Genomic DNA, 15,794 nt, shown 5'->3' on the forward strand with positions numbered 1-15,794 from the left:
CGCCAGTCCTCCACAGACAGGGCCTGCAAACGGCCTTCGGACGGGAGGACGGCATGGCGGCGAATCCAATCGAATACCCAAGGCATCGCGGGGTGCGGCCATGAGCATCCCTGAGCCGATCGGCGTCACCGACGAGCAGGCCACGGTGTCCGTCACCACGTGCCGGTTCACGGTGCTCACCGTCAACACCCACAAGGGTTTCACCGCGCTGAACCGGCGCTTCATCCTGCCGGAGCTGCGCGAAGCGGTGCGCAGCGTGTCCGCCGACGTGGTGTTTCTGCAGGAAGTCCACGGCACCCATGAACACCACCCCAAGCGCTTCGCCGACTGGCCGACCATGCCGCAGTACGAGTTCCTCGCCGACAGCCTGTGGCCGCAGTTCGCCTACGGGCGCAACGCGGTGTACCCGGAGGGCGACCACGGCAATGCGCTGCTGTCGAAATTCCAGATCGTGCGCCATGACAACCTCGACGTGTCGATCAGCGGCCACGAGAACCGCGGGCTGCTGCATTGCGTGCTGCGCCTGCCGGGGGACGACCGTGAACTGCATGCGTTCTGCGTGCACCTGGGCCTGCGCGAAAGCCACCGCACCCGCCAGTTGATGCGGCTCGCCGAATACCTGGCCGGACTGCCCGACGACGCGCCGTTGATCGTCGCCGGCGACTTCAACGACTGGCGCCAGCAGGCCGATGCGCTGCTCGGGCCCTGTGGCCTGCGCGAGGTGTTCGCCGAGCGCCACGGCAAACCCGCACGCAGTTTTCCCGCCCGCCTGCCGGCGCTGCGCCTGGACCGCATCTACGTGCGCAACCTGAAGGCCAGCCGCCCACAAGTGCTGGCCAACCGGCCCTGGTCACACCTGTCCGACCATGTGCCGCTGTCCGTGGAGATCGAAGCATGAGCAGCGCACCGCTGGAGAAATCCACACTTGCGTCCCTGCCCGCCGCCCCGGTGCGCGAGCCCGGCGCCGTCGAGGTCGACTACGGCTGGCAAGGCAACAATCGGGTCGAACTGCTGGTGAACGGCGAAGCCTACTTCCCCCGGGTGTTCGCCGCGTTGCGCGAGGCTCAGAGCGAAATCCTGCTGGAGACGTTCATCGTGTTCGAGGACAAGGTCGGCCTCGAACTGCAGCAGATCCTCATCGACGCCGCCCGGCGCGGTGTGCGCACCACCGTCAATTTCGACGGGTTCGGCTGCGGCGAGTTGAGCGCCGGCTACCTCGCGGCGCTCAGCGAGGCCGGCGTGCACCTGCAGATCTTCGACCCGGCGCCCAAGCGCCTGGGCATCCGCACCAACTGGTTCCGGCGCCTGCACCGCAAAATCGTGGTGGTCGACGGCCAAATCGCGTTCATGGGCGGGATCAACTTCTCCGGCGACCACCTGGCGGACTTCGGCCCCGAAGCCAAGCAGGACTATTCGGTGCAGATCCAGGGGCCGGCGGTGGCCGACATCCACCACTTCGCCCTGCTGCAGAGCGGCCGCCCGGGCCGGGCGCGGTTCTGGTGGCTGCGCCGCCGCGACCGCCGGGCGCAACTGGCCCTGGACGGGCACGACGGCCAGGTGCGCCTGGTGTTCCGCGACAACGACCGGCACCCCCGCGACATCGAAGACGTGTACTTGCAGGTGCTGCGCAGCGCCCGGCGCCGGGTGGTGATCGCCAACGCGTACTTCTTCCCCGGCTACCGGCTGCTGCGCGAGATCCGCAATGCAGCCCGGCGCGGCGTCGAGGTGCGGCTGATCCTCCAGGGCCAGCCGGACATGCAAGTGGCCAAACTCGCCGCACGCTTGACCTACGACTACCTGCTGCGGGCCGGGGTGCAGATCCACGAGTACTGCGAGCGCCCGTTGCACGGCAAGGTCGCACTGGCGGACGAGGACTGGAGCACCGTCGGATCGAGCAACCTCGACCCGTTGAGCCTGTCGCTGAACCTGGAGGCCAACGTGCTGATCCGCGACCGCACGTTCAACCGCGAACTGCACGAGCACCTGGAACAGCTCAGCCGCGACCACTGCCGGGCGGTCGATCCCGCCAGCGTGCCGCGCGGGCGGCTCTGGCGCATGACCGTGGGCTTGCTGGTGTTCCACTTCCTGCGCCACTTCCCGGCCATGGCCGGTTGGCTGCCGGCGCACAAGCCCAGGTTGGCGCCGTTCACCCACACGCCCGGCAGCGAAATCCGATGAGCCGCCCGACTGCCGAAGCGGCGCATCCGGCAGCGCCGGCCCGCTCCCGCTGGCACCGCTGGAAGCGCCCGCTGACGCTGCTGTTCTTCCTGGCGCTGATCGTGCTGCTGACGATGTTCGCCAGCCGCATCGAATGGGCCGAGGTGCTGCAGACCCTGGCCGACTTCAAGGCCCGCACGCTGCTCATCGCCTCCAGCCTGACGCTGCTGAGCTTTCTGGTGTACGCCAGTTTCGACCTGATCGGCCGCACCTACATCCGCCAGGACCTGACCTGGAAACAGATCCTGCCGGTGGGCCTGATCAGCTACGCCTTCAACCTCAACCTCAGCGCCTGGGTCGGCGGCATCGCCATGCGCTACCGGCTGTACTCGCGGCTGGGCGTCAGCAAGGGCAACATCGCCAAGATCCTCGGCCTGAGCCTGGCCACCAACTGGTTCGGCTACATGACCATCGCCGGCGTCGTGTTCAGCAGCGGTCTGGTGAGCATGCCGCCGGGCTGGAAACTGAGCAGCGATGCGCTGCAAGGGGTGGGCGCCCTGCTGTTGCTGGCCAGCACCGGCTACCTGGCGGCGTGCCGGTTCTCCCGGCGCCGGGAATGGTCGGTGCGGGGCGTGGAAATCAACTTGCCGTCGCTGCGCATGGCGGTGCTGCAACTGCTGCTGGGCGCCCTCAACTGGTCGCTGATGGCTGCGGTGATCTTCACCCTGCTGCCGGGCAAGCTCGACTATCCGCTGGTGCTGGGGGTGCTGCTGATCAGCGCGATCGCCGGGGTCGTCACCCACATTCCGGCGGGGCTTGGCGTGCTGGAGGCGGTGTTCGTCGCCCTGCTCCAGCACGAGGCGTCGCGGGGCAGCCTGGTGGCGGGGCTGCTGGCGTACCGGGCGATCTATTTCCTGCTGCCGCTGCTGATCACGGTGGTGATGTACCTGGTGGTGGAGGCCAAGGCCAAGGCGCTGCGGATCGAGAGAAAGGCCTCCTGAGGACCGCGTCATCGTTCCGAGGAAGCCAGCCTGCCGGCGATGGCGCCAGCAGGCATTACGCCTGATTCAGCGGGACTGGATGATGCTCAGCCGCTCACCCACCACCATCTCGGTGATCCAGTCGACCAGGATCGAGGTGTAGGCCTGCTGCGACACCGGATCGCTCAGCCCGTGGTCGGCGCCGTCGATGATGCGGTGGGTCAGCGAATGGGTCTGCTGGCACGCGGCGCGGTAACTCATGATCGTGGCGTGGGGCACGTAGTCGTCGGTCTCCGACTGCACCAGCAGCACATCCCCGGTGAACTGCGAACAGGCGTGCAGCGCCCGGTTGCTGCCGGCCGGCACCAACGTGGCGCGGTAATCGCGCAGGTCGGCCTTGTCCAAGTCACGCTTGGGCAGGTGCCACTGCTCGTCGCGGTACAGCGCCGGCACCCGCAGCGCCAGCCAGCGCACCGGGCGCAGCGAGGTGAGGATCGCCGCCAGGTAACCGCCGTAGCTGGTGCCGACCACGGCGATGGCCGAGGTGTCGAGCGCCGGGTGGGCCAGCAGTCGGTCGTAGGCCGCGATCAAGTCGCGCAGGTTGTCTTCGCGGGTGACCCGGCTCAAGGGAATGCCGGTGCCGCCGGTGTGGCCGCGCAGGTCGAAGGTCAGGCACACGCAGCCCAGCCCCGCGATGCCCTTGGCCCGTTCCAGGTCACGCTCCTGGCTGCCGCCCCAACCGTGCACGAACAGCACGCCGGGCACCTTGGATTTGGGACTGAGGAACGTCCCGCTCATCTGTTCGTCGTCAATGTCGATTTGAATGCTTTCGCTTCTGGCCGTCATAGGCGTTGACCGTCACGTATTTGAGGAGGAAACCGCTGTGCTCCGCCGGCCCCCGGTAGACCTCGATGGCGTCCGCCGGCAGGGCCTGGTCGGTGTAGGTTTCCACGGATGAGACATACACCGCCGGCATCTGCGGATCGTTGATGAAACACTGCAGCGCCGCGACTTCAGCGCTGCTCGCGCCGCCCATGCGCCAGGATTGCTCCAGCACGCCGCTGCGCGGCTTGCCGGCGCTGTCCAGGCCTTGGGCGATGTCGTAGTTGCGACGCGAGGCGTAGAAGCGCGGGTACGCCTCATCGGCGGCGCGGTCGAACACCTGGGCCTGGCCGACGGCCAGCCGCACGTCATCTGCCAGATCCAGCGCCAGCAGGGCTTCGTAGCCGCCGCGCACCGCCAGCAGGTTCGAGCCGCCGTAGACGGCTTCGCCTGACGCGTCTTCGGTCAAGTACTGATCGCCGCAGTAACTGAGCACCGTATCGCCGATGAACGACTGGCCGACGCTGTGGGTGACCACCTCGCTCAAGTCCTGCTCCAGCACCACGCCGTCGCCGAACAGCGTTGCGGCGTCCGGCCGGGCGAGGACTTCGTCGAGGGCGTCGAGGCTGGCGATCACCTCCTGTCCCCGTCCGGCGCAGGCGTGGATCGGCTTGAGGCGGATCGGCCCGCCGTACAGCAGGTGCTCGGCGGCGGGCCGCGCATCTTCGAGGGCGAACACGCTCAGGCCGTCGAGCACGACCGTGCGCACCCGCTCGGAAAACAGCGGCGACCACCCCGCCGGCGCATGGGCCTGATGGCTGCGCAGTCCGTGGCTGATGGCTTTGGTGCAGATGAAATCGTGCTCGACGTAGCCGCCCCATAGGTCGTCCGGGCCGTGGATGCCCAGGTTCCGAGCCGCCTCAGGGCCGACGACAGTCTGGGTCGGCAGCAGGTACAGATCGCGGCCACGGTGCGTGGCCGGATCGAAGGCACCGCCGAACTTCAGCCCGAGTATCTGCGCCAGCCAACGGGCCAGCGCGGTGTTGGTCTGCACCTCATGCTGCGGCGCATCGGGCCGCACCGAATGAGCGACCACCAGTTTCCTGCGGGATGTCGGGGCCATGGGCTCCCCTTCCGGCGGTTCGATGGATTCAGTCGGAAGCGGTGCAGGGATCAGGCCAGGTGCCGCCCCCGAAAAAAACCACCGGATTCAGGCGCCCGCCCACGGGCTGATGGCGCTGCGCCTGTCGCATTTTGCACGACTCGCCGAAAGTGCACGGCATTCTGCACGAAAGGGGTCACAAAGCCGTTTCGCCCCCCAGGAGAGATCGGGCGGCATCCACGACCCCTTCGATCCGCTGAGTTTGCGCCCCCCTGAACCCTGCCAGCAGAACCGCTCTGTCGCTGGGCACGTCGGCCTGTTTACCCATCATCCGAGAGAGCCACCGCGGCGCATCGGGGTGACCGATCTGATCGGACAGCAGTTTCACCTGCAACAGTTCGAAGTTCTCGGGATCCGTCTCCCGCTCGACCAGCGTGTCAATCATCCGGGTACGCAAACGTTGACCCTCGATGCCCGACGCCCCCTTGTCCGTGCCGGTGCAGGCGTAAATGATTTGCCTGCGGGCATCCACGTCGTCCGAGCAGAGGATGCGCTCAGCCATCTCGAACACGCCTGGCCATGCCGCATCGTGACCGATCGCTTTGCGGATGTAGCTTTCGAGGATCAGCGCCAGCTGGCACGCGGCCTCGGGCAACTGCTCAAGCACTTGGGTGAAAAGCGGCTCCAGCGCAGTGAAATGGGCACCCGCCTCTTCAGGAGTTCCCAGTCCGTAATGAAAGCCGCTCAATGCCTGCACATCGGCTTCGCGCTGCAGCACCCGCTCGAACACACGCTCGGCGAATGCCTGGAACTGCGTGCCCGAATAACTCAGGCACACGGCCACATCGACATCAGCCAAATCCGGTGCGTTGATCAGTTCCCGCACCGACGCCGCATCGCCTCCTCGCGCCAGCATGCGCAGACAGGTGGTGCGCAGCTCGGGGTCGTCCGTTGCCGCCATCAACCCCGATGCGGCCTGCGCGATTTCCGGGGAGACCGCAAGTGCGGACAGGCCCCGGGCCAGCGCCTGCTTGTGCCTCACCTCAAATAGAGGCGAAGCCTGCACTTGCGCCATCAGGCCGAGCACTTGCCCGGCGTATTCTCTGGCGAGCATTGCCATCATGTCCGCGCTTTCCTTGCCCTCTGACTGAGTCAAAGCCTGGAGCGCCGCCCAGGTGCAGGTCTCGGCGCCGAGAAAGAACACCCCCTGGGCGAGGTGCCCGAGTTTGGCCTCGTCGCAATCCTCGAGGGCCGCCTGCGAGTCAAAGCGCTCGACGAGAAAACGCCAGGCATCCGACTGCGGATCCTGTATGGCGGTCAGCATCCGTTCGCGCCAGGGCGTCACATGAAACCCGGGAACCCTGTCATGTCGCTGCCAATGCTTGTGGCGCCAGTCGTACCCCGATTCCGTCGTCGCGAGTGTCCAGAGCAGACGAACCCGTTGTTCGGCGCTCCAGCGCCCTGATGCCATCAAGTCAAGCAATGCGTTGTCGGACTCAAGCAGCATCAGGATGCTGTTGCCTGTGTAGCCCTCACCCAGCTTCGTCGCCAAAGGCTCCAGCGAGCGCCAATCGGACAACGCCTCAAATGTCGAACAGACCAGGCTGCGGGCGATGCCGAAGCGCTCATGCCCGGCGTACTCGACCAGGTGCTCAAGTTGTTCGATGGCCCGACCCGCATCGCGCCGGGCCAGGTCAGCCAGGGCAAAGCGCAAGGCGCCCACCTTCAGGGGGAACGCCTTGACCCGATCCAGCCCGGCGATGGTTTGCGGCACATCCACATGGTGCCCCTGAAGGCGCTCCGAGATCTCGTCCGGCTCGATGCGGAACACACCTTGGTTCTGGACAATGAAGTTGGCCCGCTTGAGGGCCTCATAGGCTGAGGGGTCGAAGCCGGGCATGCCAAACACTTCTTGCTTGGCCAGCACCCCTTGCTCCGAATTCGCCAAGGCCCGCGAAAGGCGCTCGACAAACAGGCTCAACTGTTCCTCCAGGATCGTGTGTTCATTGATCACCTGACTCATGCGATGTTCGATGAAACGATCGAAGATCTGCGTCTGCTCAAGCTCATCGTCACTGCGCGCTCGGATCTGCGCACAGAACGACATCATGCTCGGATGCCGGTAGCGCGCGAGTCCGACATCCCCCAACAGAACGGCGGCGGCGAAAGCCTCCTCCTTGGAGAATTCCTGGAGCCGGATTTGCCAGCCCCCCTTCTGCGGTCGATAGACCAACGAAGAAAGCTCCAGCGGGGCCTTCAGGCGATCCATCGTTTCCTGACGCCCGGTCAGCACCAGTTGCAGTTGCGATTGGGTCAGTTGCGCCAGGCTGGCGTCCATCCATTGGCTCAGATGCCCGCTGAACGAAGACGCCCGGTCCAGGCCATCGATGATCACCAGCAGCGGCGTGTGCTTGAGCCACTGCGCCAGCTCGGGCGCTTGCAGCGGATAACCGCCGTGCTCTTGGACATACCCGACGATGAGCCGGCTCAGACTGTCATTCAGGCTCGCATCGCCGACCGCCAGGCTTTCCGCCCCGATCAGCAGGGTCGGCCGTTTCGTCACGGTTCGGCCGCGTTGCGCGCACCAGGAAGTTTTCCCCTGACCCGAGCCGCCCACGATCACCATCAAGGAGCTGGGCGCCTCGCAGAACTGTTCCAGGTGCCGATCCAGATCCACGCGCGGCACATAAAGATGGGGTATGAATTTCCCCAGCCCCAGCAATTGGTCGATCCGCTGCTCGGTCATGCCCCGGAGTATGTCTTCGAGCCGAACCTGCATCCCGGCCAACGACAACCGGTGATGGGACACATCGATGCGCTCGCGCCGCAGGATGTTCCAGAGTCCGGGACGATCCACGGACTTGCGGTTTTTTGCCATGTCGAGGCAGGTGACATTCAACAGGGTCCACGTTTGCGAAGCCTGCTGCGGATCGACGACCTGACGCAGTTTCTCTATCGCGTGATGCTGCTCCAGATCCAGGAGCGTGTCGAAGACCGACAGGTGGGTGCAGCCCAGAAACCCGCGAAAGCCCTCCTCGATGTCCGCATCCGTCTTTTTCAGTCTTTTCGACTCGTCGACGAAACAGGTTCTCAACCGCTTGAACGCCGCCCCCGTCGCCTCGCTGGTCACGCACCCTTCAAGCTTTGCGTCGCTGGCCAGATCGCGGCACGTGTTCAGCACTTGCTGCACGGCCACCCGTACCGTGCCCGACGCGGAGGAGTCCGTCGCGATGACCAGCCGATCTTCGGTGCGGGAGAAACCGTCGCTCCAGAACTGCCGGACCATCTGGTCCATCGCCTTTTTGAACTCAGGCCCCATCACCAGGCCGTGCTTGACCTGAATGTAGACCGAGCCTTCGGGCAGCAGCCGCAGCACCAGGTCGTCAACCTGCGTGGAGCTCTCACAGGTGATCGAGACAATGCTGTGCCGGTCGCTCAGTTTCCAGGGCAACGACGCCGCATGGCCCAGCAGCATCTCGACGGCGCACCATGCTCCGACCGAGCCGGCATAGACCGCCCCGCCGGTGCTGGCGGCGCCGCCGGCGGAACCTCGTGGGTTGCTGTCGGGAGAATCGTTCATGAACATCCTTGTCGGTATCGCCTGAGTCGGGGCCGATGGCCGTCAAGCACGGCCCGGTGATGGCGGCATGCTACCAAATCTCTTCCGGTAATCGCTCGGCGCCAGCCCGGTGATCTTCTTGAACGTGGCCCGGAACGCGCCGGGATCCTGATACCCCACCGTCCACGCGATATGGTCGATGGTGCCGTTGGTGAATTCGAGCAGCTCCCGGGCCTTGCCCACCCGCAGGTGCTGGCAGTACTCGGTGGGTTTCAGGCCGGTGGCCGCGCGGAAACGGCGCAGGAAGGTGCGTTCCTCTAGGGCGGCGCGTTCGGCCATGGCCGCGAGCGACACATCGGTCGCACCGGTGCCTTGCAGCCAGTGCTGCACCTTGAGGATCGCCGCGTCGCCATGGTTGAGGATCGGCGCGAAGTTGCTGCCGCATTCGCTGGCGCTGTCGCTGTGTTCCACCACCAGGAACCGTGCGGTGGCGCTGGCGACGCTCGGCCCCAGCAACCGGTCGACCAGCCGCAGCCCCAGTTCCGACCAGGCCATCAGCCCGGCGGTGGTGATCAGGTCGCCGTCATCGACGATCGGCGTGTCGGCCTTGAGCTCGATGGCTGGATAACGTTCGGCGAACGCCTTGGCTGCCGTCCAGTGGGCGGTGGCGCGGCGGCCGTCCAGCAGGCCGCTTTCGGCCAGCAGCCAGGAGCCTACGCAGACACCGCCAAGCGTCGCGCCAGCGGCGTGTTGCTGCCGCATCCACGGCATCAGCCCGCCCGGCACCGTCGCCGCATCGAAGCCGCCGATGGAGGGAGGAATCGTCACCGCCACCAGCCCGGCATCCGGGCCGGGGCGGCTGTCGTAGACCCGCGCCGGCGCATGTTCGTCTGCCGCCCGCCAATGGCTGACCCGCAGCAGCGGGCGCTGCACGGTCTGATGTTCGGCGGCGATGGCGTCGGCCACCGCGAACAGGTCGGTCAGGCCATGCACCGCCGCCATCTGCGCGCCGGGGTAGATCAGCACCCCGAGCTCGACGACGGCCCTATCTGCGCCCATTGTCAGTTTTCCCCTGTGTAATGTCGGGGCGGCCAATCCTCAGAACGCGCCCCGTCGCCAATACTGAACCCACAGACACGCCAACCTTCGAGGACACACCCATGGCCAAGCAAGCGCTCATCCTAGTCGATATCCAGAACGACTACTTCCCCCAAGGCAAATGGACGCTGACCGGCTCCGACGCCGCCGCCGACAACGCCGCGCAATTGCTCGCTACGTTCCGCGAGACGGGCGACGCGGTGATCCACATCCGCCACGAATTCACCTCCGCCGACGCGCCGTTCTTCACCCCCGGCTCCGACGGCGCCAAGCTGCACCCCAAAGTGCTCAACCGCGCCGGCGAGCCGGTGGTGCTCAAGCATTTCGTCAATGCTTTCCGCGACACCGAACTGCAGGCGCTGCTCGACGGGCAAGGCATCAAGGAACTGGTGGTGGTCGGCAGCATGAGCCACATGTGCATCGACGGCATCACCCGGGCCGCCGCGGACCTGGGCTACGGTGTCACGGTGATCCACGACGCCTGCGCCACCCGCGACCTGGAGTTCAACGGCCTCACCGTGCCGGCCGACCACGTCCATGCCGCCTTCATGGCGTCGCTGGCCTTTGCCTACGCCAGCGTGGTGTCCACCGCCGAGTTCCTGTCGGCCAACCGCTGACCGCTGTTTGAAACAACCGGAAAAACCTTGGCCCGCCCTGTTGCGGGCCTTCTTTCGTGCAGCGGAAAAAATCTCACGCGTGAGCCATTGATGGCACTTTGGATTGGCTGTAGTGTGGCTCACGCGTGAGATGTTCATAACGGAGTCATCGCCATGAAAAGCCGCTCCCCCGATGCGGAACCGAAAAGCCCGAAGGGAGTGCGCTCGACACCGTCCGCGAAGAAACCGTCGAGCTTCTACATGAAGCAGATGCGCGCGGGCCTGGCGGCCGCCGGTTATGTGAAACACGAAGCTTGGGTGCTTCCCGAGAACCGGGGCGTGCTCAAGCAAATGGAGCAACAGCTACGCCAACCGATTCTGGCTGGCTCATTCATGTCGGAGAATTACATGAGCGCAGGCAACAACTGGAACATCGATAGCCTCTACACCGCCTTCAAGGCGCTGGACGAGGTCGCTTCGCAGGAGATCACGCTGTCTCTGATCCAGAGCTCCGAACCCAGCCTCAAGCTGGAGATGAACGACTTCGGCGGCCTGCCGATTCACATCGCCATCGCCGGTGCGCAGATCATCGTCGACACCGTGCTGGTGGACATCGACTCGATCACCGACGTGCGCGCCTTCAACGACGCCGTGCTGCGCAGCCGGGAAATGTTCCCGCTGTCGTCCATCGGCATCGAGTCCATGCCCAACGGCCAGACCGTCTACAACATGTTCGGCGCCCTCAGCGCCGAGTCGAGCCTGACCAACGTGGTCACCGAGGTGAAGACCCTGGTCGACAACGTGCAGCGCGCCAGCGAAGCCTTCGCGCACTTCTTCAAGTAACCAACAGGGAAAATCCAATGACTCAGTCCATCTGGAGCAAGTTGTTCACCGCACTGCGCGGCGGCGCCAACGAAGTCGGCGAAGCGATCGTCGACCAGCAGGCCCTGCGCATCCTCGACCAGGAAATCCGCGATGCCGACAGCGCCCTGTCCAACGCCCGCCGCGAGCTGGTCACCATCATGGCCAAGCACAAGCTGTCCGCCGACCGCGTGAGCGAGTACGACGCCAAGATCAAGGACCTGGAAGCCAAGGCCGTGTCGGCCCTGAACGCCGGCCGCGAAGACCTGGCGCTGGAAGTGGCCGAAGCGATCTCGACCCTGACCAACGACCTCGACGCCGAGAAGAAGCAAAGCGACGAGTTCGGCACCTACGCCGAGAACATGCGCAAGGACATCAACAAGGCCGAGGCGCGGATCAAGAGCCTGCGCCAGCAAGTGGACATGGCCAAGGCCCGCGAAAGCGTGCAGAAGGCCCAGGTCAGCGCGTCCATCGCCAGCGGCGGCGCCAACGGCAAGCTGGAGACCGCCGTCGGCACGCTGAACCGTCTGCAGGCCAAGCAGCAACAGCGCGCCGCCGAGCTCAGCGCGGCGGACGAACTGGCCGATGCCTCGACCGGCAACGACCTGGACCGCAAGCTGCGCGAAGCCGGCATCACGCCGAACGAAGGCAGCGCCAACGCGATCCTTGAGCGCCTGAAGCAGAAGTCGGCCCAGTAAACCGCCTGCACCACCTGTGGGAGCGGGCTCGCTCCCACAGCGTTGCGCAAGATCCGGAACCGGCGGGAGCCCGCCTGCTGGCGATGGCGCCGGCGGAACCACCGCCTCAATCAGTCCCCCATCGGCAAATCCCTCTGCTCGTTCAGCCCGCAGCCCGGTACACTAGCCGCGTTTTTCGCTGACGATCACCTCCACCCGCCTCAAGGACAGTACCCATGGGATGGTTCAAAGACTTGCTGGGCACCAGCAACTGGCAGACGGCACCGCAAGCGTCCGGACCGTCAGACGGCCCGCTCGGCTTGGCGCAGGGCAAGGCAATCCGTTTCGACTCGACCCTGGGGCTTCTGCTCGACGGCAGCTCGTCGGTGCGGGTGCCCGACGCCCAGGCGATCTGGAGCGCCGGCTGGATCGACCTCGGCCAGTCGAACAAGCTGCACCGCTACTACCTGGACAACGAAGATTTCTGGCTGCAGGTCCACGTGACCGGCGACGACCAGATCGAATCGGTGACGCTGTTCAACTACGTCGACTACGTGACCGTCAACAGCGACGCGGAACTGCAGCGCCTGGCCGGCGCCCAGAGCCCCGTCGGCCTGCCGACCTACTCCCTCGACGGCGTGTCGTTCAGCCGTGAGTGGGGCACCGAACGCGGCCAGACCGAACTGGTGCCGCTGACCGAACACGTCGCCAACCCGGACGAAACCTACACCATCGAACACCACTCGATGCTCTACGCCCGGGAAACCGGCCTGACCGAGCGTCGCGAACTGCTGCTGTTCTCCGTCGAACAGGACGAAGAAGGCACCGTCAGCCTGAGCACCTCGCTGGGCATCTCGCTGTACACCACCGACCTGAGCACCGTTTAAAAGGAAGTTTGCCATGCTGGAAGCGCTGTCCGTTTCCCTGAACAAGACCGCACTGGTCGGTTTCGTCGTCTACCTGATCGGCGCCGTGCTGCTGTTCATGCTGTTTCAGTTCGTCTACACCCGCATCACCCCGCACAAGGAATTCGAGCTGATCCGCGCCGGCAACAGCGCGGCGGCCATCGCCCTGGCCGGCGCGATCATCGGTTTCGCCATCCCGGCCAGCAACGTCATCGCCTACTCGATCAACCTCCTGGATTTCGTCCTCTGGGCGGTGATCGCCGCTGCCGTTCAACTGCTGGCGTTCCTGGCCACCGGCCTGGTGCTCAAGGGCACGTCCCAGCGCATCGCCAACGGCGAAATCGCCTCCGGCATCTATGTCGCCGCCGTGGCGATCAGCGTGGGCATGCTCAACGCTGCGTGCATGACACCGTCCAACTGACCGGCAGGGAGCCTGTGATGAAACGAAGCAAGTACGTCCAGATGTCCCTGGCCGCCTCGGTGGCGCTGGCCATCTCCGGCCAGGCAGGTGCGGTGGAGCAACCGCGCAGCTTCCAGAGCGTGGAACAGTGCGTGGATGCCGACGTGGCGGCGGACATTTGCTCGGACGCGTACGTCGCGGCCCTGGCCGAACACCGGCGCATCGCCCCGGCCTACGACGACAAGGCCGCCTGCGACGCGGACTTCGCCGCCGACTGGTGTCAGAAGAATTCCGCCGGCCGGTTCGTGCCCAAGCTCGGCGGCTTCAAGGTGCCGCGCAACGGTGAAGCGGTGCAGGACCTGGATGCGATCGCCGATGCGCCGATGCCGGCCGGCGAAGCCCAGGCCGCCCAAACGACCCATGTCACCCACTCGTCCGGCGGCTCGGGCAACGGTTTCCTCACCGGCCTGCTGATCGGCAATGCCTTGAGCAACAGCCGTTCGACCTACAGCCCGCCGCCGGTCTACCGCGAACGCAACACGCGCCAGACCTATGACACCTCGACGCTGAACCGGCGGATCGAATCGGCGCCGGCCAGAAGCCGGCAGGACTACGACAGCGACTACCGCAAACCGGTCAACGTGGCCTCGGCCACCTCCCGCGGCGGCTTCGGCAGTCAGTCCAGCGCCCGCAGCGGGTGGGGCGGCTGGGGTCGCTCGAGCAGCTGACCATGGAAAAGATCCTGTGCGCCGAGCGCCCCGACTGGAAACAGACGGCCGAAAGCCTCGGCTTTCTGTTCCACACCATCGACGATGAGCCTTACTGGGACGAAAGCGCCTACTACCGCTTCACCCTGGCGCAGATCGAAAACGACCTTGAGGACCCGACCGCCGAACTGCACGAGATGTGCATGGATCTGGTGGATCGGGTGGTGCACAGCGAAGAACTGCTGGATCGCCTGAGCATTCCCGCACCGTACTACGACATGATCCGAACGTCCTGGCTGGAAGGTCATCCGCATCTGTACGGGCGCATGGACTTCTCCTACAGCGGCAACGGCCCGGCGAAACTGCTGGAACTCAACTACGACACCCCCACCAGCCTGTACGAGGCGGCGGCGTTCCAGTGGGGCTGGCTGGAACAGGGCATCGCGCGCGGGACGCTGCCGGCGCACGCCGACCAGTTCAACAGCATCGACACCCGGCTGCACGAGGCCTTCGCCCATCTGCGGCTGAAACGGCCATTCTATTTCGCCTCGATGAAAGGTTCGGTCGAGGACAAGGGCACCACGGATTACCTGCGCCTGATCGCGGAAAAGGCCGGCATCGAATCGCGCCACATCGACATCGAAGACATCGGCCTGAGCGCCGACGGCCGCTTCGTCGACCTGGAGGACCGCTGGATCCCCCACCTGTTCAAGCTGCACGCCTGGGAATTCATCTTCCACGAACCGTTCGGTGCGGCGATCGCCCAGTGCGACACACAGTTCTTCGAGCCGGCGTGGAAGGCCATCCTCTCCAACAAGGGCGTCTTGCCGTTGCTGTGGGAAATGCACAAGGGCCATCCCAACCTGCTGGCCGCCCACCTCGATCCGAACCCGGCCGCTGCGGTGCCCAAGGGCTGGGTGCGCAAGCCGTACTTCTCCCGGGAAGGCGCCAACATCGAACTGCAGACCGCTGAAGGCCTGACCGTCAAAGAGGACGGGCCCTACACCGATGCGCCGTTCATCCTGCAGGAACTCGCGCCTTTACCGAAGTTCGGCGACAGCTACACGCTGATCGGCTCCTGGGTGATCGGCGACCAGCCGGCGGGGATCGGCGTACGGGAAGACAACAGCCTGATCACCAAGGATTCGAGCCGGTTCCTGCCGCACCTGATCCTCGACTGAGCGGGCCTGCCATGTGGTGGTCTCATTGATGCCATCGCCAGCAGGCTGGCTCCCACACAGTGTTGTGGTGAACACAGATCGTGCATTCACCCCGAAACCCTGTGGGAGCCAGCCTGCTGGCGATGGCGACAGCCAAGGCACCGCCTCCCCCCAACGAAAAAGGCCCGTCGTGTTCAACGACGGGCCTTTTTCATTCAGCGCAGATGCAGCAGCGAATCAGAACGGAATGTCGTCATCGAAGCTGTCGAAGTCCGGAGCCGGCTGCGGTGCGGCCTGCTGCGGCGCCGGGCGCTGCTGCGGAGCCGACTGCTGAGGACGCGGAGCCTGCTGGCGCGGGGCCGACTGCTGGTAGTTGTTGCCGCCGCCCTGCTGGTAGTTGTTCTGGTCGCCCTGCTGCGGACGGCCACCCAGCAGCTGCATGGTGCCCTGCATGTCGACGATGATTTCGGTGGTGTAACGCTTGATGCCGTCCTTTTCCCACTCGCGGGTCTGCAGCTTGCCTTCGATGTAGACCTGCGAACCTTTGCGCAGATACTCGCCGGCGATCTCGGCGACCTTGCCGAACATCGACACGCGGTGCCACTCGGTGCGCTCGACCTTCTGGCCGGTCTGCTTGTCGGTCCACTGCTCGCTGGTCGCCAGACTCAGGTTGGTCACGGCGTTACCGTTGGGCAGGTAGCGTACTTCGGGATCCTGGCCGCAAGTGCCGACCAAGATGACTTTGTTAACCCCACGGGCCATAACGTTCT

The 15,794-nt window shown here is 65.4% G+C and carries 15 protein-coding genes; 10 read left to right on the forward strand and 5 right to left on the reverse strand.

Annotated elements, in window-relative coordinates; all coding sequences use genetic code 11:
* Nucleotides 1-100: 100 nt before the first annotated feature.
* Genes CAG29_RS14610 through CAG29_RS14620 form a run of 3 tightly spaced genes read left to right on the forward strand, consistent with a single transcriptional unit; the run spans nt 101 to nt 3,158 of the window.
* Nucleotides 101-898: an endonuclease/exonuclease/phosphatase family protein gene (locus CAG29_RS14610; protein WP_085638987.1), complete on the forward strand. Its 798-nt coding sequence runs from the start codon at nt 101-103 to the stop codon at nt 896-898.
* A complete protein-coding gene (gene clsB / locus CAG29_RS14615) occupies nt 895-2,178 on the forward strand; it encodes a cardiolipin synthase ClsB (RefSeq protein ID WP_085633543.1) in 1,284 nt (427 codons plus the stop codon). Before CAG29_RS14610 ends, clsB begins: the two co-directional genes overlap by 4 nt.
* Nucleotides 2,175-3,158, forward strand: a complete 984-nt coding sequence (locus CAG29_RS14620) for a lysylphosphatidylglycerol synthase domain-containing protein (RefSeq protein ID WP_085638990.1) — start codon at nt 2,175-2,177, stop codon at nt 3,156-3,158. The genes clsB and CAG29_RS14620 overlap by 4 nt, the downstream gene beginning before the upstream one ends.
* 66 nt (nt 3,159-3,224) lie before the next feature.
* Here the strand turns inward: CAG29_RS14620 and CAG29_RS14625 are convergent, their stop codons facing one another.
* The 4 genes from CAG29_RS14625 to CAG29_RS14640 all read right to left on the reverse strand — a co-directional run bounded on the left by CAG29_RS14625 (nt 3,225) and on the right by CAG29_RS14640 (nt 9,679).
* Nucleotides 3,225-3,983, reverse strand: a complete 759-nt coding sequence (locus CAG29_RS14625) for a S9 family peptidase (RefSeq protein WP_085585843.1) — start codon at nt 3,981-3,983, stop codon at nt 3,225-3,227.
* Nucleotides 3,946-5,082, reverse strand: a complete 1,137-nt coding sequence (locus tag CAG29_RS14630) for a DUF3182 family protein (protein WP_085694689.1) — start codon at nt 5,080-5,082, stop codon at nt 3,946-3,948. The genes CAG29_RS14625 and CAG29_RS14630 overlap by 38 nt, the downstream gene beginning before the upstream one ends.
* Before the next feature lie 175 nt (nt 5,083-5,257).
* Nucleotides 5,258-8,641: a hypothetical protein gene (locus CAG29_RS14635; RefSeq protein WP_085694690.1), complete on the reverse strand. Its 3,384-nt coding sequence runs from the start codon at nt 8,639-8,641 to the stop codon at nt 5,258-5,260.
* A gap of 42 nt (nt 8,642-8,683) precedes the next feature.
* Nucleotides 8,684-9,679 carry a GlxA family transcriptional regulator gene (locus CAG29_RS14640; RefSeq protein ID WP_085633535.1) on the reverse strand — a complete coding sequence of 332 codons (996 nt, stop codon included), beginning with the start codon at nt 9,677-9,679 and terminating at the stop codon, nt 8,684-8,686.
* A gap of 101 nt (nt 9,680-9,780) precedes the next feature.
* Here CAG29_RS14640 and CAG29_RS14645 point away from each other — a divergent pair, with 101 nt between their 5' ends.
* The 7 genes from CAG29_RS14645 to CAG29_RS14675 all read left to right on the forward strand — a co-directional run bounded on the left by CAG29_RS14645 (nt 9,781) and on the right by CAG29_RS14675 (nt 15,045).
* Entirely contained in the window at nt 9,781-10,335 is a 555-nt protein-coding gene (locus CAG29_RS14645; protein ID WP_085656276.1) for a cysteine hydrolase family protein, read from the forward strand.
* Nucleotides 10,336-10,488: 153 nt separating this feature from the next.
* The gene (locus CAG29_RS14650; RefSeq protein ID WP_085585833.1) at nt 10,489-11,157 is read left to right on the forward strand and encodes a YjfI family protein; all 669 of its coding nucleotides are present in this window, start codon (nt 10,489-10,491) and stop codon (nt 11,155-11,157) included.
* A 17-nt stretch (nt 11,158-11,174) separates the two neighbouring features.
* The gene (locus CAG29_RS14655; protein WP_085585831.1) at nt 11,175-11,873 is read left to right on the forward strand and encodes a PspA/IM30 family protein; all 699 of its coding nucleotides are present in this window, start codon (nt 11,175-11,177) and stop codon (nt 11,871-11,873) included.
* Nucleotides 11,874-12,088: 215 nt separating this feature from the next.
* Nucleotides 12,089-12,739: a DUF2491 family protein gene (locus CAG29_RS14660; RefSeq protein ID WP_085585829.1), complete on the forward strand. Its 651-nt coding sequence runs from the start codon at nt 12,089-12,091 to the stop codon at nt 12,737-12,739.
* A 13-nt stretch (nt 12,740-12,752) separates the two neighbouring features.
* Nucleotides 12,753-13,178, forward strand: coding sequence for a DUF350 domain-containing protein (locus CAG29_RS14665; RefSeq protein ID WP_085633533.1), 426 nt, complete (start codon nt 12,753-12,755; stop codon nt 13,176-13,178).
* A gap of 17 nt (nt 13,179-13,195) precedes the next feature.
* A complete protein-coding gene (locus CAG29_RS14670) occupies nt 13,196-13,885 on the forward strand; it encodes a DUF1190 domain-containing protein (RefSeq protein ID WP_085585824.1) in 690 nt (229 codons plus the stop codon).
* Between the two features lie 2 nt (nt 13,886-13,887).
* Nucleotides 13,888-15,045 (forward strand): glutathionylspermidine synthase family protein, encoded by a 1,158-nt coding sequence (locus tag CAG29_RS14675; RefSeq protein WP_085656278.1) that lies wholly within the window; start codon nt 13,888-13,890, stop codon nt 15,043-15,045.
* 216 nt (nt 15,046-15,261) lie between these two features.
* Here the strand turns inward: CAG29_RS14675 and CAG29_RS14680 are convergent, their stop codons facing one another.
* Complete coding sequence (locus tag CAG29_RS14680) at nt 15,262-15,786, reverse strand: single-stranded DNA-binding protein (protein WP_085585822.1); 525 nt, start codon at nt 15,784-15,786, stop codon at nt 15,262-15,264.
* Nucleotides 15,787-15,794: the final 8 nt, after the last annotated feature.

The sequence above is a fragment of the Pseudomonas sp. B7(2017) genome, assembly GCF_002112745.1.
In the GTDB taxonomy this organism is placed as follows: Bacteria; Pseudomonadota; Gammaproteobacteria; order Pseudomonadales; family Pseudomonadaceae; genus Aquipseudomonas; species Aquipseudomonas ekonensis.